This window comes from Dyella sp. 05T440 (assembly GCF_056395965.1).
The window spans coordinates 37,981-57,375 of the sequence record NZ_JBFTKN010000019.1 but is presented as its reverse complement, the minus strand read 5'-3'; the positions used below and the strand labels follow the sequence as shown (position 1 = coordinate 57,375).

The following is a 19,395-nucleotide window of genomic DNA, read 5'->3' as shown; positions in this document are numbered from 1 at the left end:
GCGACCTGAGGTGTCGTGATGGTCTGCGGTCGCGCACAGGGTGCGCTCCTGCAGGTCACGGCAGAGTTTATTTGAACCCGCGCTCGGCCTTGATCCGCTCGTAGGCGGCATTGATCTCGCTGGCGCGCGATTCGGCCTGTTTGCGCATCGTCTCAGGCAGGTCGCCCAGGCGATCGGGGTGGTGTTCGGAAATCAGCTTGCGATAGGCGCGCTTCACCGCGCGGTCGTCCACATCGCGCGCGATGCCGAGCACGGTGTACGGATCGGGGCCGTTCGTATTGCGCTGAGGCGGCACGTAGCCGCCGTTGCCGCGCTGGCCATAGCCGCGCGAGCCGCCGCTGGCGTTCCAGGCATAGCCCTTCATCGCCATCAGCGCCATCAGTTCCATGTCGCTCACGCGCAGCGCGAAAGCGAGCTGGCGCAGGATGGCCATTTTTTCGGGCGGCGGATTGCCTTCGGCGATCACCGTCTCGATCACCACGTCCAGCACCGGGAAAGCGTGGTCGCGGCGCAGGCCCACCCAGCGGCGCAATTCCTCGATGGCCGGCGTCACGTTGAACTCCGGCTGCTTGCCGGCGTTGAACGCGGTGACGGCCTGCTTGCGTGCGTCCTGTTCAAGACCCATGCGCTGCATCAGGCGCTCGGCGACGGCGATTTCCGCCTCCGACACGCGGCCATCGGATTTGGCCACGGCACCCAGCAAGGCGAACAGCGGGCTGATGTAACCGCCGGCCTGGGGCGTGGCGCGACGGCGCTGGCCCTGGCGCAGGCTGTCGATGATGAAACCGGTGATGCCGCCCACCACGGCGCCGGGCAGCCCGTGGCCGAAGATCAGTCCGAAGAGGGCGAGCCAGATGGTCCAGGTGAAATTCATGGGTTGCCTTGGGTGGGCGACGGCGTTTGCGCGCTGTACCAGCGCGCCAGTTCATCGAGGTCGGCATCGCTCATGGGGCCGATCGCCGCCCGCATCAACGGCACGTTGCGGCGACCGTCGCGGTATTGCTTGAGCGCTTCGCGCAGGTAATCGAGCTTCTGCCCGGCGAGATTGGGTGCACCCGGAATCTGCGCCATGCCGGTTTCGCCATGGCAGGCGGCGCACAGCCCCAGGCGCGCCGGCTTGGCCGGCGCGGCGGCCTGCACCGAGGCCACGGCAACCCACGCCAACAGGGCGAATGGGAGGTGCCGGAACAAACGCCGACGGTGGCTGGGCGGCTGGACCATGACAAAGACCCGGGCTCAAAAAGCGCCCAGTCTAGCAGCCGCTCCTAGCCCTGCCGGGAGGGACCTGAGGTCGCAACACCTCGCGCCCTGGCGTCACCCGGTAGAATGGCGGGCTTGATCGCGACCCGTCCGGGGTCGTACCGCCGATTTCCGGCCTGCCATGCCAGGTCGGCCTTCTCAGGAGCGAACGACGTGCCCACCACCCTGCTGCAATCGAATCTTCCGGGCCTTGAGCTGATCCATCGCGGCAAGGTGCGCGACGTTTATGCGCTGCCTGGGAACCGGTTGCTGATCGTGGCGAGCGACCGCCTGTCGGCGTTCGACGTGGTGCTGCCCGATCCGATTCCGGGCAAGGGCGAAATGCTCACGCAGATTTCCAACTTCTGGTTCGCCAAGACCGCGCACCTGGTGCCCAACCACCTGCTCGACGTGCCGCTGGCCGACGTGCTGCCCGCCGGCACCGATCTGAAGCTGTACGAAAAGCGCGCCGTGGTCACGCGCCGCCTGAAGCCGGTGCCGGTGGAAGCGATTGCGCGCGGCTACATCATCGGCTCGGGCTGGAAGGACTATCAGGCCACCGGCTCGCTGTGCGGCATCAAGCTGCCGGCCGGGCTCAAGCAGGCGCAGCAGCTGCCGGAGCCGATCTTCACCCCGTCGACCAAGGCCGCCGTGGGCGACCACGATGAGAACGTGAGCTTCGATGCGGTAGTCGCCGCCGTCGGCCCCGAGCTGGCCGAGCAGGTGCGCGAGGCGACGCTTTCCATCTACAAGTGGGCGGCGGCGTATGCGGCCGAGCGCGGCATCATTATCGCCGACACCAAGTTCGAATTCGGCAGCGACGAGACCGGCAAGCTCTACGTGATGGACGAGATGCTCACGCCCGACTCTTCGCGTTTCTGGCCGGCCGAGTCCTATCAGGTGGGCATCAGCCCGCCCAGCTACGACAAGCAGTTCGTGCGCGACTACCTGGAAACGCTGGACTGGAACAAGACCGCGCCCGGCCCGAACGTGCCCGCCGATGTCATCGCGGCCACCTCGGCCAAGTACGCCGAAGCGCTGCAGCGCCTGGCCAATATCACCGTCGATTGATCGGCGGCGATTGATCGCACCGGGTGGATTGCGCGCGAGGGCGTGCTAGCGTTCCGTCGACAGCTGGACTCGGCCACTCCTATGCGGCGTGGCCGATATCCCATCTTTTTCCATGAGCGGGGGGCTCAACGATGGCAGCAACCGATTCGACGCAAGGCATGCAAGGCTGGCTCGACAGTTACAGCAGCGATCATCAAAACCCGACCAACCGCTTGCTGCACTGGATCTGCGTGCCGCTGATCCTGTGGTGCGCGATCGCCATGATGTGGACCATCCCGGTGCCGCCGATGATCGGCCGCCCCGGCTTCTGGTCAGTGCTTGCCCTGGTGCTGGCGTTTACCTGGTACTGGAAGAAGTCCCGCCGCCTCGCAGCCGCCCTGTTCGTGGTGCTGGTGCTGCTATGCCTGCTCACCGAGTTCGCCTATCGCACGCTGGGTGCGCACAACTTGCTGCTTACCGGTATCGGCGTGTTCGTGGTGGCGTGGATTGGGCAGTTCATTGGCCATGCCATTGAAGGTCGCCGGCCGAGTTTTTTCACCGACCTGGCGTATCTGCTGGTGGGGCCGGCTTGGTTGATGGATAAGTTGTTGCGGCGCGTGGGTATCTAAGGCGCCCGCCCCTACCCGTCATTCCGGCGCAGGCCGGAATGAGGAACAAAAGAACCAGGAACACTGCATGACCACCCTGCTTACCCTAATCAGCACCCTGCTCTGGTGGGTGCTCTACAGCAGCATCGGCGCGTTGTTCTTCGCGATACTCGCGTGGTCGGTGCTGCGCTGGGTGGAGCGTTGTCCGGTGGTGTTCAACCGCACGTATCTGGCATGCCTGGTCTGGAATCTGATCGGCCTGCTGATCGTGGCCGGCGTGGCCATCCATGAAGGTCACACCAAACCGCCGTACGCACTGCTGCTCGCCTCACCGCTACTGCGTGGGGCGCTGGTGGTGGACATGATCGTCGGCGTGTTTGTGCTGTGGCGGCTGATTCCACGCATCGATGCGCATCGCATTCGGCCAGCGAGTGCGTGCATGGCGGTGGCTGTTGTGATGGCAGTGGCGTTTGGGGCGGCGACCAGCCTCGCCTGATCTCGTCTCGCGCCTGCCCTTCTTGTGTAGGAGCGCACTTGTGCGCGACATCAGTCCGCGAGGAACAACCCGGCGCCGCGGTCGCGCACGAGTGCGCTCCTACAAGGGTATCGCCGGTTGTCAGTAACCGGTCTTGCGATTCGCCGCGCGCACCGCTTCGACAAAATGCGTGAACGGCCGGTCGGTGATCGCCACCAGGCCGATGTGCGCGTTCTCGCCATCGAGCACGCGGCCGGTGACCGGCTGGTCGACATACTGGAACCAGTGCACGCCCACGATGGACGGATTGGCCACCGCGTCGGCGACGTAGTGCGCGTACGCCTCGCCGCGCTGCTGCTCGTTCCACACCGGTACCACGCCCTTGCCGAACGGACCGCGGTCGTCGGAGCCGAAATGGAACTCGGTGATCAAGGCAGGCTTGTCGAGCTTGGCGAACGCCGCTGCGTCAAACGCATGCTCGGGTAGATCGGCGTAGCCGTTGAAACTCACCACGTCGCAGAACTGCGCGCATGACGCCACCGCTTCGGGCGTGTGCACGGCAAAGCGTCCGCCCAGGAACAGGTGATGCGGATCGTGCTTGTGGATGGCCTGCGAGACGGTGCGGAAATACTGATCCGCGTACGTGCGCAGCCACGCGCTGTAATCGTCCGCGATGGCGGCATGCGCCTCGTCCGGATGGGGCGCCGCGAAGTTGGTGGCGTTGAGCGCATCCCATGAATCCAGCGAGATACCCCAGGCCGCCGCCAGTTTCGCCGGCGTGCCGTACTTCTTCTTCAACTCCGCGATGAAAGCCTGCTTGGCCGGGCTGCGCGCTTCGCCGCGCAGCGTGCCCTGCGCCAGACCCCAACGTCCCTGCGGACCCTGGCCCGCCCAGGCCAGTTCGTTGTCGGCGAAATAGCCGAGCATCCACGGGTCGTCACGCACTTCCTTGGCCGCCTGCGCCGCGGCGGCATCGGCCGCCTGCGCAAAGCGCGGGTCGAATGGATCAGGCATGCGGCCCCAGTAGTCGTAGCCGCTGGAGACATTGCCGAACACGCCGGCGATATTCACCGAACGCGTATACGCCATGCGATGCATCTGGCTCAGTGCGTCGTCGCTCCAGTTGCCCAGGGTGTTGAAGCCCCAGTTGTCGAGGCGCTCGATGGTGCGCGTGCGCCACGCCTGCCGCCAATGCCGGCCATCGGCCAGGAACAGGTTGGCCGAGTAGTAATCGAACCACTTGCCCTGGTGATAGGCGATGCCCGCCGACGCCCCCTGGTCGCCGCCGCTCTTGCCGGTGGTGCCGTAGAACGGCGCCCAGCGGCCGCTGTCGCGCGGCAGATCCCTGAACATGAATTCGCGGCCTTCGATGATCGTGCGGCCGCCGTCGTCGTCAACCACGTTCACGCCCAGCGAGAAGAACGCATGCCCCTCCGGCGTCACCAGCTGCCAGCGACCATCATGCTGCTCGGTACGGAACCAGCCGGTGGCTTTGAACGCGGGCACATCGGTGCGACCGCCATAGCGGTCGAAACCCTTGCGCGGCGCCGGCGCCTCGACCGTCGCGCCCGGCTTGCTCTTGGGACGACCGCCGCGCAATACCTCATCGGTATCGACCTTGCCCGGCCACTGGCCGCGCGTGTACTGGCCCCAGGCGTCGACGATGCCGGTATAGGCATCGCGAAGATCATGATCGCCGCGCGACGTCTCGAGCTTGCCGAACATCAAGGTCTGCGCCGCCGTCGGTGCGGGCGTGCCCAGGCGCACGGCCTTCACATGCGCCAGATCCAGCGTGCCTTCCACCGTGGTCGCCACGAAGACGCGCTTGCCGCCGGCCATATAAGGCATGGGCGGAGCGGCCTGCATGCCCATTGCGCGCGGCGAGGTGGCGTGCAGCGGTATCACCAGCGTCTGCGGCGCACCGGCGGGAATGCCGACGGTCGTATGCAGGTGCTCGCCGGGCTTCGCGCCATCGATGTCGACGGTGAGCGTCACCGCCCACTGCATCGCATTCTGCATGTCTACGCGCAGCGAGCCTTCCTTCGACCAGTCGCCCTTGTCCAGCATCACCGTGACCTGCGGCTGCGCCGCCGGCTGGAATACATAACGCTGCAAGGACATGCCCTGCACCGTGACCGGCTTGCCGTCGAGCACGACGTGATCGAGCGTGGTCTGCGGCGACGGCGGCGCGGGCGTGGGTACCGGTGCAGCGGGAGCGCTCGCCGTAGGAGCAGGCTTGGCGGCGGCATGACTGAGATCGGCCCGGTCGGTGTCGCTTGCCTTATGGCAACCCGCAAGCACCGGCAGGCACGCGATGGCAAGGAAAACGATCCGGTTCATCGGCGGCTCGGTGCAGGGAAATGGCGGCAGTATGCCTGTGCCGTCTGAAGGACGCCTTGCTGGGCGGGCGCATGTTTTTGCACTGGCATGTTCACATCGCTCTCCGCTGCCATGCACGCCACGCGTAGTAGACAGGCACGCCCACCAGGATCAGCACCAGGCTCATGCCTGCGTCGCCGGGGGAATGGATGGCGGTCGCCACGATCACGCCCAGCACGGTCAAGACAAACAGCAGCGGCAACACGGGATACAACGGCACCCGGTACGGCGACGGCTCGTCGCGGAACCGGCGGCGATACCAGAACAGCGTGGAGATGCCGAACGCATGCGACAACCACTCGCCCACGGTGGTGTAGTCGACCAGCTGGCCGAAGCTGCCGGAGATCACCAGCACGATGGCCCAGCCACCCAGCACCGCCAGCGCCACGCGCGGCGCATGCGAGCGTGCATGGATGCGACCCACCGGGCCGAACAGCATGCCGTCCGCGCCCATGGTCTGCAGCACGCGTGCACCGCCCGCGATGGCGATGCTGCAGTAGCCGAAGGTGGAACAGGCGATGCCTACCGCAATCAGCGTGGCGCCGCTTTCGCCAAACAGGTGGCGCATCAAATCCGCTGCCGGCGCCTGGCTTGCCGCGAGGCCCGCGTGCCCCAGCCCGGCGAGATACGCAAAGTTGACCAGCACGTAGCAAACGACCACGCCGCCCAGGCCCAGGCCCAGCGCGCGCGGCAGCGTGCGTTGCGGCTCGCGTACTTCGCCGGCCAGATCGTTGAGATAGTGGAAACCGCCATAGGTGAACAACACCGGCAGCAAGGCTCCGAGCAGGGCGCCCGGCGGCAGCGATTTGGTGGTGTCAGTCGCCAGCACATTGCCAAACTGGCCATGCGCCAGGATCACGCCAGTGACCACCACCAAGGCGATGGCCGATAGCTTCAAGAGCGTGAACACGTTCAACATGCGCGAACCCGCGCGTATGCCGAAGAAATTGACGCCCACGATGAATGCGATGGCGCCCGCCGCCACCGGCTTCACCCACATCTGCGGCGAGAGCCCGACCGCGGCGCACGTGTAGTCGGCGAACGTGGTGGCCACGGCGGCGACGCTGCCGGGGTAATTGATCAGCGCCATGGTCCAGCCGAACAGGAAGGCCGGCAGCTGGCCATAGGCCTCGCGCAGATAGATGTAGACGCCACCTGCCTGCGGCCGGCGTGCGCCCAGCTCCGCGTAGCAGAGCACGCCGGCCAGCGTGAGCAGGCCGCCGATCGCCCACAGGGTGAGCAGCTGCGCGCCGGAGGAGGTGCGTTCGGCCACGGTGGAGGCACTGCGGAAAATGCCGGCGCCAATCACGCCGCCGATGACGATGGCCGCGGCATCCCAGGTACCCAGGCGGCGCAGATACGCGGAAGAAGTCTCAGCGGTCATGGGGCGGCACGGCTTCCTACGCAACAGATCGAGCCCCGGACGATAGCCGACTGGCGCCGACTCTTCGACATCTCGCTGCAACATGCTGGACCGCCGCGAAATTTTCGGCCGCAGGCGCGGCCCTTCGCCAACGCGTCACGGCCGAGGGGGCACAGTCCAGGTTTCCGTCGCTGCGCGCTGGCCACGCCCGACCAGCCCCTGAGGAGGACTCATGAGCACCGTCGCAAGCGCCGTTCGTCCCGAAGACGACAAGACTCTCGGCCCCTTGCTTGAGTGCGACCACGCACTCTTGAAGGTCGGCAAGAAAATCCGCGTGCTGAAGGCCATCGACTGGCCCGCATCCATGGAAGCGCCGTTCCTCGCCTCCTGGGAGAAAGGTGATCCGGTGCTGCCGCAGCCTCCCGTGCGCCATCCGGACCTCAGCAGCGAAGCGGCCGCGCTGAAGGCCATCATGGACAAGATCGATCGCGGGCATCCCATCGGCAATTGGTTGTTCAAGACGGCGTGGAGCTACCGCACGGCCGCGCAGATGCTGATGAACATCGGCACCGAACGCTTCACGCAATGCTCCACCGCGCTCTATGGCCGCCCCGACACGACGTATCGCAGCCAGACCTCCAATGCCGTCGACGCTGCCAAAGATCTGCTCGCCATCAGCGACGACCTGATCCATCGCGAAGAGATCCCGCGTGTCGCCGCCGACATACCCGCCGAGGAATTCGCCCGGCGCCTGCGCGAGCGGCTGGGCCCGTTTTTCGACAAGGACAAGGTCGAGGTGGTGCTCGACCCGGATCTGCCTTCAAAAGCGACGGCCGGCAGCAAGAGCATCAATCTGCGTTCGACTGCCTTGTTTTCCGCGCTGGATCTGGAGCAGCTCACTGAGCACGAAGCGTTCGTGCATACCGCGACCTCGCTCAACGGCAAGCACCAGCCCTATTTCAAGTCACTGGGACTGGGCGCGCCCCGCACCACGCGCACGCAGGAAGGGCTGGCCACGTTCTCGGAAATCATCACCGGTGCGATCGACCTGAACCGGCTGCGTCGCATCGCCTTGCGCGTGGTCGCCGTGAAGAACGCGCTTGATGGCGCCGACTTCATCGAAGTGTTCCGCGGCTTTCTCGAAGCCGGGCAGACGCCGACCGAGAGCTACCAGAGCGCGGCGCGCATCTTCCGCGGCGGCGATCCGAAGGGCCGCATCTGCTTCACCAAGGATGGCGCCTATCTCGAAGGCGTGATGCTCATCTATGTGTTCATCCGCAAAGTGCTGCAGGCGGGGCATGCGGAAATGCTGCCCATGCTGTTTGCCGGCCGCGTGACGACCTCCGACGTCATCACGCTCAGTCCCTATCTGCACGATGGCCTGATCGCCCGCGCGGTTTACGTGCCGCCGTGGGCGCGCAATCCGCAGCGCATTCTGTCGCTGATGGCGTTCTTTACGGCGGCGCAGCGTTTTCGTCTCGATACGTTTGATCTCAACCGTTTCGTGGAGTTTGAGGACGAGCGGATTGACGAGAGCCTGCATACCTTGTGGCAATGAGGGAACGCGAGTCGGGCACAGGGTGCCCTCCCACAGTGACCGCGCTCATTGTGGAGGGGTGTCCTCCAATGTGACCGCGCTATTTGTGGAGGGGGGCCCTCCAATGTGACCGCGCTATTTGTGGAGGGGGCCCTCCAATGTGACCGCGCTATTTGTGGAGGGGGCCCTCCAATGTGACCGCGCTATCTGTGGAGGGGTGTCCTCCAATGTGACCGCGCTATTTGTGGAGGGGTGTCCTCCAATGTGACCACGCTATTTGTGGGAGGGGTGCGGTCCGATGTGACCGCGCCTTTGTGGGAGGGCACCCTGTGCCCGACACGCCACGCGCCGGAGAGACCGTTTCGTGTTTGACTATGCCCCTCTCCCACCAACCGCTGCACCGTGTCCGCCCGACCCCGCAAGATCATCCATGTGGACATGGACGCGTTCTACGCGTCGGTGGAGCAACGCGACGATCCCTCGTTGCGCGGCCGGCCCGTGGTGGTCGCATGGCGCGGTGCGCGCTCGGTGGTGTGTGCGGCAAGCTATGAGGCGCGCAAGTTCGGCGTGCGCTCGGCCATGCCTGCCGTCCGCGCGGAGCGACTGTGTCCCCAGGCGGTGTTCGTGCCGCCCGACTTCAGCCGCTACAAGGCGGTGTCGCGGCAGGTGCGCGAGATCTTTGCGCGCCACACGCCGCTGATCGAACCGCTGTCGCTGGACGAGGCCTATCTCGACGTCACCACCACCCTGACCAGGCTGCCCTCGGCGACGGCCACGGCGGAGGCGATCCGCGACGCGATTCGCGAAGAAACCCAACTCACCGCCTCCGCTGGCGTCGCGCCCAACAAGTTTCTTGCCAAGATTGCGTCAGACTGGCGCAAGCCTGACGGTCTCTTCGTCGTGCGCCCACATCAGGTTGCCGCCTTTCTTGCACCGCTGCCGGTAGGCCGCCTACCCGGCGTGGGCAAGGTGATGGAAGCCAGGCTTGCCGAGCTGGGCATCGTCACTGTCGGCGATGTGCGCAGCTTCAACGCGCTCGAGCTCGAACAACGCCTCGGGCGCTGGGGACGACGCCTGCACGAGCTCTCGCTCGGCATCGACGACCACCCCGTGCAGCCTGATCGCCCCACCCTGCAGGTATCGGCTGAAGACACCTTCGAGCACGACCTGACGCTGGACGAGATCGAACCGCATATACGCCGATTGGCTGAAAAAGCCTGGGCTGCGCACGAACGCGAGGCTTCGGGCGACCATGCGCGCGTGGCGCGCACCGTGGTCCTGAAACTGAAGACGTCGGACTTCCACACGCTGACACGTAGTCTCACGCCAGCTTCACGTCCGGACTCCGCGAGGGAGCTGGCCGACATCGCTTGTGCCCTGCGTGATCGCGTTGAAAGACCGGCGCAAACCCGCTATCGCCTGGTCGGCGTAGGACTGGCGGGCTTCGTGGAGGCCGACAGCTTTGTCGCGCAAAGCGACCTGTTTGGAGCTATTGGTTTCAACTGAAACCACGCAAGGAAGTAAACCTAGGCCGAAAGAATTGTTAAAGAGGTCTTGTCTCGATCTCTATTTCCTGAAACAGTGGACTCGGGGAACCCATCAAGCGGTGCAACACCTGTAGACGTCTAGGCGCCTATAGCGGGGACTCTTTTGCCTACGAATTCGGGGAGACAACCATGCAGTCCAATTACAATCGACTATCGATAGCGGTACGTTTAGCGCTTTCCGTAGGTATCGCTTCCACGGCCGTGATGGCCCAGGCCGAGGACGTCGCAAACAAGGACGCAACGGGCGACCAGGCCCAAACGAACGCACAGACTCAGGGGACCGCCGACCAGGCCGCAAGCAAGTCCACGGCCAAGACGCTTACTGCTGTTTCGGTCACCGGCTCGCTGATCCGCCGCGTCGACGCGGAAACCGCCAACCCGGTGGTGACCATCGATCGCACGGCGATCACCAATAACGGCTCGCCCACGCTGGGCAATGTGATCCAGCAGCTGCCCAGTGTCTCGGGCAACGCGACCAATACGCAGAACAACAGCAACGGCGGCGGCGTCGCCAGCCCGACGCTGGAAGGCGGCGACGGCGCAGCACGCGTATCGCTGCGCGGCCTGGGTACCGACCGTACCCTGGTGCTGATCGACGGCCAGCGCCTGGCCAACCCCGACCTCAACATGATCCCGCAGAACATGATCGAGCGCGTGGACGTGCTGGCCAACGGCGCCTCCACGGTCTATGGCTCGGACGCGGTCGGCGGCGTGGTGAACTTCATCCTGCGCAAGGATTACAAGGGCGCCGAGCTGAGCGTCAACGACGGCATCTCCTCGCATGGCGATGGCCAGCGTCATGGTGGCCAGTTCACCGTGGGCGCCACCGGCGACCAGGGCAACATCGTCGCGGGCATCGACTACAACAAGCAGGATCCGGTGATCGCCACGCGTCGCAGCTTCTCGGCGCATCAGCTGTCGCTGTACAGCTCCGGCCCGCAGATCTCCGGCTCGCATACGGTTCCCACCGGCAAGTTCCAGCTGCCTGCGGGCAATCCCAACCTGCCCGCGGGTTGCACCTCCGGCCTGCTCACCCTGGCCAGCGGCAACGGCAGCAGCCCCAGTGACTATCGCTGCTTCAACAACGCCAGCGACGTCTACAACTACAACGCCTTCAACTACATCCAGACCCAGTCCGAGCGCACCAACCTGTTCGTGCTCGGCAATTACAAGATCAACGACCACGTCACCTTCTTCGGCGATGCGTTCTACAACCACACGCATTCGTCCGGCCAGGACGCGCCCGCACCCACCAGCGGTACGGACGGCTGGTCGGTGGCCGCGAACAATCCGAACAACCCGTTCGGCGTGCCGTTCGGTGATCCGGCGGTGGCAGGCAACAACCTGATCAGCACGCGCCTCACCGGCGTGGGCAATCGCGTGCACACCTTCAGCACCGATAACCAGCAGGTCAATGCGGGCCTGCGCGGCGACTTCGGTGGCAACAACAGCTGGATCTGGGACGCGAGCGTCGACTACGGCCGCACGCATCGCGTGCAGACCAACTTCAACGAAGTGAACATTCCCGCCCTGCAGGCATCGATCGATGCGGGCGCGAATATCTTCGACCAGGCCGATCCGGCAGTGACCGCGCAGCTCAAGAATGGCGTGAGCAACCCGGTCTACGCCATGACGCAGACCATGAAGCAGGTGCAGGCCAACGCGTCGGGCGGCCTGTGGGATCTGCCCGCCGGCACCATGCAGCTGTCCACCGGCGTGCTGTATCGCAAGAACACGATGGATTACACCGTCACCAGCGATGCGTTGCTCGACATCTCCAAGGGCACCTGCGTGGTGTTGCAGGAAGCCTGCGGTTCGCCGGCCAGCGGCAGCATCAACGTCAAGGAAATCTACGCTGAAACGCTGATCCCGCTGCTTTCCGAACAGCCCTGGGCGTACTCGTTGAACGTCGACCTTGGCCTGCGCACGTCCAACTACAGCACCACCGGCACCACCACCAACGGCAAGTTCGCGGTGGAATATCGTCCGATCCAGGACCTGCTGGTCCGCGGCACCGTTTCGCAGGTGTTCCGCTCGCCGAACCTGGACGAGCTGTATGACGGCCAGACCATCACCAACCCGACCGTCAACGACCCGTGCTACAACCTGTCGGCAGCCCAGCTGCAGCAGCACGCAGCGGCCTGTCAGTTCATGCCGCCCAACACCAACTACACCAGCACCCTCAATACGCAGATTGCGGGTCACTACTCGGGTGCGGCGACGGTGGGCAGCACGCTCAAGCCGGAAAAGGGCAAGTCCTATGACCTGGGCTTCGTCTACTCGCCGAGCTGGCTGGAAGGCGCGTCGGGCACGGTGGATCTGTGGCGCATCACGCTGAAGGACATGCTGACCATCATTCAGGCGCAGACCGTGCTGAATGAGTGCTACGCCGACAACGGCAGCCCGTACTGCCCCTTCATCAACCGCTACGGCACCGGCACCTCGATCCCGGGTGGCATCAACTACGTCAACACGCCGTACGTCAACCTGGGCAACCTCAGCACCAGCGGCGTCGACTTCACGTTGAACTACGCCATCCCGCACTTCGATGTGGCCGGCGTGAACCCGGGTAACTTCAAGACGTCGCTCAGCGGTACGTACATCGATACGTTCAAGAACGACGCCACCCCGGGCGCACCGGGTGCCGAGACGATCAACTATGCCGGCACCTACACCCAGCAGTTCGGCAACATCAGCCGCTGGCGCGGTGCGTTGACGATCAACTGGGCACTGGGCAACTGGAGCGCCCAGTGGCAGAGCCGTTACATCAACCACCTCAACAACCTCACGTCTTACGCCGATACCGGCCAGGCCGTGTCCATGCCGATGGGTGGCATCACGTACCACAACATCCAGGCAGGCTACGAGTGGGCGGCGATCCACACGAAGATTGACCTGGGCAGCTCTCGCTGCGGCCACACCGCTGTTAAGATCGGGCGATGAGCACGTCTGCACATCCATCGCCCACTGCCTTGGCGGCCAGCATGCTTGCCGCCTATAACGCTGGCGACATGTCCCGCGTGCTGGAACTGGGTCGCGCGATCGGCAAGCTGTCCCAGGCCGATGAAACCAGCCTGCTTTTGCTCAGCGCCGCGCAGCAGGCGACAGGTCACCTCAACGATGCGCTTGTCCTTTGCCGCGAACTCACCCAGCGGCGTCCGGACGTCTCCGCGTACTGGAACAACCTGGGCATCGTCGCCCGACAGACGTCGAAGCTGAACCTCGCCGAAGAGGCGCTGCGCAGGGCCCTGGAGCTCGCGCCGCACGAAGCGGAGGTCTGCTACAACCTCGGCCTGCTCTACGCACAGCAACAGCGCTGGCTATTGGCCCGAGAAATCCTGCTCGAAGCCGTCACACTCGCGCCCACCTTCATCGAGGCACGCCTGCAGGCCGCCTACGCCTGCCACTTTTGTGGCGACACCCGCGGCGCCGAGGTGATGCTTGAAGGCGCGCACGCGTGGCCTGCGCAGACGGCCGACCAGGCCTTGATCCTGGCCACCATCCTGTCGAGCCTGGGCTATCAGGACAGCGCCTTCCACAGCCTGGCACAAGCCATCCTGCCCGAGGGGCCAGAGCGCGTTTCCCTGATGCGGCGGATCACGGCGCTGCGCGCCTCGATGCACGAGCGCAGCAATCGTCTTGAGGAGGCCCGCGCCGAGTTGAGCGAATTGCCGCTGGACATGTTGAGCTCGCTGCCGCCAGCCGAGCGGGAGCTGCGCCACGCCGGCATCCAGGTGCACGCCAATTTGGCGGCCCGTGACGGCGAGCGCGAGCAGGCCGCGCAGTTGTTCGCACAACTGCAGGGCGAGCGCAGCGACGCCCATCTGCAGGCCAATGCCGCTTTCAGCCTCGCCGGCATACGCGACAAGCAGGGTCGGCACGATGAGGCCTGGCAAGCACTGCAGGAAGCACATGCCGCGCAGTTGCGCTTTGCCAGCGACTTCGTGCCGGAGATGCTGGAGGAAGATAGTCAGCCGCTGGAGATGGTGGAGCACACCGTCAGCCGGCTCGCGCATGATCGCTGGTCAGCCCTGCGTGCTCCGGGCAGCGATGCGAGCCCTGTCTTCGTGGTCGGCTTCCCGCGCTCGGGTACCACCTTGCTTGAGCAGATGCTCGACGCCCATCCACGCTTCCGTTCGATGGATGAGCGCGCTTTCATCTATGAGCTGATCAAGCGCATGCAGCTGGCGGGGCAGTCCTATCCCGCCGATCTTGCCGGACTCACCCAGGGCAATGCGGAGCAGCTGCGCAGCATCTACGCCGACGTCGTGCGCCGAGTCGCGCCGGACCTGGGCGACCGGCAGCTGGTCGACAAGAATCCGCTGAACATGTTGTGTCTGCCGATGATCATGCGGTTGTTCCCGGAAGCGCGCATCATCCTGTGCCTGCGCCATCCCTGCGACGTCCTGCTGAGTTGCTATATGCAGGCCTTTCGCTCACCGGCGTTCATGGTGCTGTGTTCGTCGCTGGAGCGGCTGGCGCGTGGCTATGTGGATGCATTCGATCATTGGTTCCGCCATGTCGAAGTCTTCGCGCCGCGCGTGCTTGAGTGGCGCTACGAATCGGTGGTATCCCGCTTCGACGAACACGTCGCCAGGCTCGGCCAATTCCTGCAGCTGGAGGACAGCACGCCGATGGCGCGCTTTGCCGAGCACGCACGGGCGAAGGGTTACATCAGCACGCCCAGCTATGCGCAGGTCACCGAGGGCATCCATCGCAAGGCGGTCAATCGCTGGCACGCTTATCGCGAGATGTTCGAACCGGTCCTGCCTATCCTGCAGCCCATGCTGGATCGGCTGGGCTACGAAACCAACCCTTGAATGCGGTGCCCGCGGCACCGCGCGTTTGATGACCGCGATGGAAGAATTCAACATGCATTTCGAAGTCCCCAAGGTGAAGATGCATTCGCTGCGCGAATTCCTGCAGCACTACCTGATGATCGTGCTCAGTATCCTGACCGCGCTGGGCCTGGAACAGTGGATCGAGGGCGCGCACCATCGTCACGCCGCCGAGTATGCGAGCACGCAGATCGATTCGGAGCTCGACACCATGCTGCGCGACATCCAGTCGGCCATCCAGACCGACGAGAAAAAGCTCGCGCCGCTGATCGCCATCGACAAGGCCATCCACGATGACGTGCAAAAAGGCTTGCCGGATGCCGAGATCAACAAGCACATCCGCGAGCTGAACGGCGGTTTCCGGCTCAGCATCAACTGGCCCGCCTTCAACACGCAGGCCTGGGACGTCGCCGTCGCCAACCAGTCGGCCACGTGGATCGACGTTGCGCAACTGCATCGGTACACCGCCGCTTACGCCGCCGTACGCGATGCCGCCAGCTGGACCACGCACAACGCGACGGTGGCGCTCGACGCGCCTCGGATGATCAACCTGCAGACGCGCATCAACCTGGGCAGGGATGTCGACCCGGTGGAATTCCTCAGTGTGTCGCAGCAGATGATCAACAGCTCGAAAGAGACCATCGCGTACCTGCAAGACGCGTCGAAGCCGATCAAGGCTGCACTGGCGAAGACTGAGCATTGATCGACTTCAGCAGCTGATGGCGCCGTCGCAAGGCGGTGGCGCCACATCGCTTCACGTGATCGCAGTCACCCTGCAATACAACGCGATGAAACTGCGCACTGCATGCGGCGTGGCTCGCATCCCATGCATCGCGCCGAAAGACTTCACGAACCAGTCACAACTCGACGCGCCGCTGTGCGCAAAGTGCGCAGCACGTCACAGACATTGCCGGCATCACGAAAACCGCTTGTTTTAAGCACTCTGCGACATGCACGAAGCACGTCGAGGCAGGTTTTATCAAGGCGTCGCAATGGCGCCATTCGCGTCCGTGCAATTTTGCGACAGCATGGAAATCGATACGCGCAAGTTCACCTAATGCGCGAAACAAGAACTTGTTTGTACTCAATAGCTCGCGTCGCTTTGATCGATGCAGGGCTTGCTGTCGAATTGCTTACAGCGGCGGACGCACTTTATTTCGATTTGCAACAATGATTTTTATGCGTTACCAAACCCGGCAGAGCACTCGCCATCACCGGGTTTTCTGAGTGTTCGTGATCGAAACGTGATCGCTCCAACTCCTTCCGTCCGGAAGGATCAACGCAACCGCAAGTGACGCGCTGCAACGTTCCGTTGCTGGCGTGAGGGTTAGTTGTTGCCTGTGATCGGCCACCGGAATTCCCCGGGGTCGAAACCAATAGCTATTCGCGTATCAGGGAGAAATCAATGCGTGCACAAACCAAGATCGCTGTTCTTGCCGGCCTGATTGCCGCCGCCTGCCTGCCTGCCGTCGTTTCCGCCCAGACGGCGAACCGCATCGGTTCGCTGGAAGAACAGGCACAGGCCAGCTGGCGCGAGAGCATGGCGCACATCGCCACGCCGTCGGAAGGCTGTTTCCAAGCCACTTATCCCAGCGTCATCTGGCACCAGGCTGCCTGCCACGCGCTGCAGCCGCGCGTCGCGCCGGTGCCGCGCTTCAAGCTGTTCAATAGTGGCGCTGCGCAAACCGCGGGCAACGGCAATGACTACACCATCCAGACCAGCAGCCTGATCACGCAGGCCGTGGGCAGCTTCCCGTCGGTGACGGGTGTTACCTCGGAGAAGGGTGTTGGCGTAGCGGCCTATGGCGGCGGCGGCATCCTGGGCGCAAACGAATACTCGCTGCAGATCAATTCGAGCTTCGACGACACCACGTCGGTGTGCAAGAGCCATTCGGGTTGCACGGTGTGGCAGCAGTTCGTCTACGCGCCTGACTACGAGGTGCAGGGTTCGGCGGCCGTGTTCATGCAGTACTGGCTGATCGGCTGGGGCAGTTCGCGTTGCCCGAGCGGTTTCGGCAGCGACGGTGAAGGCGATTGCTATAAGAACAGCGCCGCGGCGTCGGCACCCGATGTAGCGGCCACGCAGCTGGGCAATGTGAAGCTCACCGGCACCGTCACCGCTGGTGGCAATGACACCGTGGTATTCACCAATGGCACCACGGCCTATAGCTCCAGCGGCAAGGACAGCGTGCTCTTGTTGGCCAGCGTGTGGAAGGTCGGCGAGTTCAACGTGGTCGGCAATGCCGGCGGTTCGGAAGCCCAGTTCAACAGCGGCTCCTCCATCACCGTGAAGCTTGCGGTCACCGATGGCTCCACCGCCGTGCCGTCCTGCGTGGCCAACTCCGGCTCCACCGGCGAGAGCAACAACCTCAACCTCGGCAGCTGCACCGCTTCCGGCGGGTCCACGCCGTCGATCCAGTTCACCGAATCGAACTGATCGCTTCGCCAAAAAAGAAGAGCCCGGGATTTCCCCGGGCTCTTCGTGTGCATCACGATGCGATCGCTTACTTCTTCTTTTTCGGAATATAGAGATCGGTGATGGTGCCTTCGTAGACTTCGGCCGCCATGCCCACCGATTCACCCAGCGTGGGATGCGGATGGATGGTGAGGCCGATATCGGCCGCTTCCGCGCCCATCTCGATGGCCAGGCACAGCTCGCTGATCAGGTCGCCCGCGTGCGGGCCGACGATGCCGGCGCCCACGATGCGATGGGTTTCCTCATCGAAGATCAGCTTGGTGAAGCCCTCCGTGCGATCGATGCCGATCGCGCGGCCGCTGGCCGCCCACGGGAACTTGCCCACGCCGATCTTCAGGCCCTTTTCCTTCGCCTCGCGCTCGGAGACGCCGACCCATGCCACTTCCGGATCGGTGAATGCCACCGACGGGATCACGCGTGCATCGAAGTAGCTCTTCATGCCGGCGACGACTTCCGCCGCCACGCGTGCTTCGTGCGTGGCCTTGTGCGCCAGCATCGGCTGACCGACCAGGTCGCCGATGGCATAGATGTGCGGCACATTGGTGCGCATCTGCGTATCGACGTTGATGAAGCCACGATCGGTCACGGCCACGCCAGCCTTCTCGGCGCCGATCTTGTTGCCGTTGGGAGAGCGGCCCACGGCGACCAGCACGCGGTCGAACACGGTGGTTTCGGGAATGCTTTCGCCTTCGTAGCTGACCTCGATGCCCTTCTTGCCGGCCTTGGCCTCGACCACCTTGGTCTTCAGGTGCACGCCCTTGAGCTTCTTGGCCAGGCGCTGCGCCAGCGGCTTGATCAGGTCGGCATCGGCGCCGGGGATCAGCTGGTCCATGAACTCGACCACGGTCACTTCACTGCCGAGAGCGGAATACACCGTGGCCATTTCCAGGCCGATGATGCCGCCGCCGACAACGAGCAGCTTCTTCGGCACGTCCTTGAGCTCAAGCGCACCGGTGGAATCGATGATGCGCTCGTCGTCCCACGGGAAGGCCGGCAGGCGCACCGCCTGCGAGCCGGCCGCGATGATGGCGTGCTCGAAGCGCAGCAGCTTGGTGCCTTCGGCCGTCTGGACTTCCATTTCGTTGGGCGACACAAAGGTGCCGACGCCCTGCACGGTACGCACCTTGCGCTGCTTGGCCATGCTGGCCAGGCCGCCGGTGAGTTTGCCGACCACCTTGGTCTTGAAGTCGCGCAGCTTGTCCAGGTCGAGCTTGGGCGCGCCAAAGGTGACGCCGTGCGCGGCCATGGCCTCGGCTTCGTCGATCACGGCTGCCGCATGCAGCAGCGCCTTGGACGGGATGCAGCCCACGTTGAGGCAGACGCCGCCGAGCGAGGCATAGCGTTCGACCAGCACGGTATCGACGTCGAGATCGGCGGCGCGGAACGCGGCGGTGTAGCCGCCCGGGCCTGAGCCGAGCACGACCAGCTTGCATTCGATGTCGGGCGTGCGGCCCGAGGCGCCAGCGGCCTTCGGTGCCGGTGCTGCAGCAGGTGCCGGCGCGGGCGCGGCAGCGGCCGGAGCGGGCGACGGTGCGGCAGCTGCGGCCTTGGGCGCTTCTGCCTTGGCGGCGCCATCGGCCACTTCCAGCACCGCGATCAGCGCGCCTTCGGACACTTCGTCGCCTACCTTGACCCTCAGTTCCTTGATCACGCCAGCGGCGCTCGACGGAATTTCCATCGTGGCCTTGTCCGACTCGAGCGTGATCAGGCTCTGTTCTTTGGCGACGGTGTCGCCGACCTTCACCAGCACCTCGATCACCGGCACGTTGTCGTGACCGCCGATGTCGGGGACTTTGATTTCGATGGTGCTTGCCATGGGGAATCCTTGAATTTCTTTTCGCTACGCAGTGAGGGACCGACGCAAGATTGGCCCCTCACCCCAG

General features: G+C 64.5%; 14 protein-coding genes. 9 read left to right on the top strand and 5 right to left on the bottom strand.

Annotated elements, in window-relative coordinates:
• Positions 1 to 67 precede the first annotated feature (67 nt).
• Positions 68 to 874 carry a co-chaperone DjlA gene (gene djlA, locus AC1DE1_RS19270; protein WP_441605406.1) on the bottom strand — a complete coding sequence of 269 codons (807 nt, stop codon included), beginning with the start codon at positions 872 to 874 and terminating at the stop codon, positions 68 to 70.
• Positions 871 to 1,221 carry a c-type cytochrome gene (locus tag AC1DE1_RS19265; protein ID WP_477175075.1) on the bottom strand — a complete coding sequence of 117 codons (351 nt, stop codon included), beginning with the start codon at positions 1,219 to 1,221 and terminating at the stop codon, positions 871 to 873. Before AC1DE1_RS19265 ends, djlA begins: the two co-directional genes overlap by 4 nt.
• Positions 1,222 to 1,413: 192 nt before the next feature.
• Here AC1DE1_RS19265 and AC1DE1_RS19260 point away from each other — a divergent pair, with 192 nt between their 5' ends.
• From AC1DE1_RS19260 to AC1DE1_RS19250, 3 genes are all read left to right on the top strand, one after another.
• Positions 1,414 to 2,310 (top strand): phosphoribosylaminoimidazolesuccinocarboxamide synthase, encoded by an 897-nt coding sequence (locus AC1DE1_RS19260; protein WP_441605404.1) that lies wholly within the window; start codon positions 1,414 to 1,416, stop codon positions 2,308 to 2,310.
• 131 nt (positions 2,311 to 2,441) lie between these two features.
• On the top strand, positions 2,442 to 2,918 hold the full coding sequence (locus AC1DE1_RS19255) for an Mpo1 family 2-hydroxy fatty acid dioxygenase (protein ID WP_441605403.1): 477 nt from the start codon (positions 2,442 to 2,444) through the stop codon (positions 2,916 to 2,918).
• Positions 2,919 to 2,985: 67 nt separating this feature from the next.
• Positions 2,986 to 3,393 (top strand): hypothetical protein, encoded by a 408-nt coding sequence (locus tag AC1DE1_RS19250; protein ID WP_441605402.1) that lies wholly within the window; start codon positions 2,986 to 2,988, stop codon positions 3,391 to 3,393.
• A 120-nt stretch (positions 3,394 to 3,513) separates the two neighbouring features.
• Here the strand turns inward: AC1DE1_RS19250 and AC1DE1_RS19245 are convergent, their stop codons facing one another.
• Complete coding sequence (locus AC1DE1_RS19245; protein ID WP_477175076.1) at positions 3,514 to 5,712, bottom strand: beta-agarase; 2,199 nt, start codon at positions 5,710 to 5,712, stop codon at positions 3,514 to 3,516.
• Positions 5,713 to 5,803: 91 nt separating this feature from the next.
• Positions 5,804 to 7,135, bottom strand: a complete 1,332-nt coding sequence (locus AC1DE1_RS19240) for an APC family permease (protein WP_477175077.1) — start codon at positions 7,133 to 7,135, stop codon at positions 5,804 to 5,806.
• Positions 7,136 to 7,346: 211 nt separating this feature from the next.
• Between AC1DE1_RS19240 and AC1DE1_RS19235 the strand changes: the two genes are divergently transcribed.
• From AC1DE1_RS19235 to AC1DE1_RS19210, 6 genes are all read left to right on the top strand, one after another.
• On the top strand, positions 7,347 to 8,672 hold the full coding sequence (locus tag AC1DE1_RS19235) for a flavohemoglobin expression-modulating QEGLA motif protein (protein ID WP_477175078.1): 1,326 nt from the start codon (positions 7,347 to 7,349) through the stop codon (positions 8,670 to 8,672).
• Positions 8,673 to 9,053: 381 nt separating this feature from the next.
• On the top strand, positions 9,054 to 10,157 hold the full coding sequence (dinB, locus tag AC1DE1_RS19230; RefSeq protein ID WP_477175079.1) for a DNA polymerase IV: 1,104 nt from the start codon (positions 9,054 to 9,056) through the stop codon (positions 10,155 to 10,157).
• Between the two features lie 170 nt (positions 10,158 to 10,327).
• Entirely contained in the window at positions 10,328 to 13,141 is a 2,814-nt protein-coding gene (locus AC1DE1_RS19225; protein ID WP_477179265.1) for a TonB-dependent receptor plug domain-containing protein, read from the top strand.
• Positions 13,138 to 15,018: a tetratricopeptide repeat-containing sulfotransferase family protein gene (locus AC1DE1_RS19220; RefSeq protein ID WP_477179264.1), complete on the top strand. Its 1,881-nt coding sequence runs from the start codon at positions 13,138 to 13,140 to the stop codon at positions 15,016 to 15,018. The genes AC1DE1_RS19225 and AC1DE1_RS19220 overlap by 4 nt, the downstream gene beginning before the upstream one ends.
• A 52-nt stretch (positions 15,019 to 15,070) precedes the next feature.
• Positions 15,071 to 15,739: a hypothetical protein gene (locus tag AC1DE1_RS19215; protein ID WP_477175081.1), complete on the top strand. Its 669-nt coding sequence runs from the start codon at positions 15,071 to 15,073 to the stop codon at positions 15,737 to 15,739.
• Positions 15,740 to 16,441: 702 nt separating this feature from the next.
• Positions 16,442 to 17,473 carry a hypothetical protein gene (locus AC1DE1_RS19210; protein WP_441605394.1) on the top strand — a complete coding sequence of 344 codons (1,032 nt, stop codon included), beginning with the start codon at positions 16,442 to 16,444 and terminating at the stop codon, positions 17,471 to 17,473.
• Between the two features lie 67 nt (positions 17,474 to 17,540).
• Here AC1DE1_RS19210 and lpdA read toward each other — a convergent pair whose 3' ends face one another.
• Positions 17,541 to 19,328: a dihydrolipoyl dehydrogenase gene (gene lpdA, locus AC1DE1_RS19205; protein ID WP_477175082.1), complete on the bottom strand. Its 1,788-nt coding sequence runs from the start codon at positions 19,326 to 19,328 to the stop codon at positions 17,541 to 17,543.
• Positions 19,329 to 19,395 lie beyond the last annotated feature (67 nt).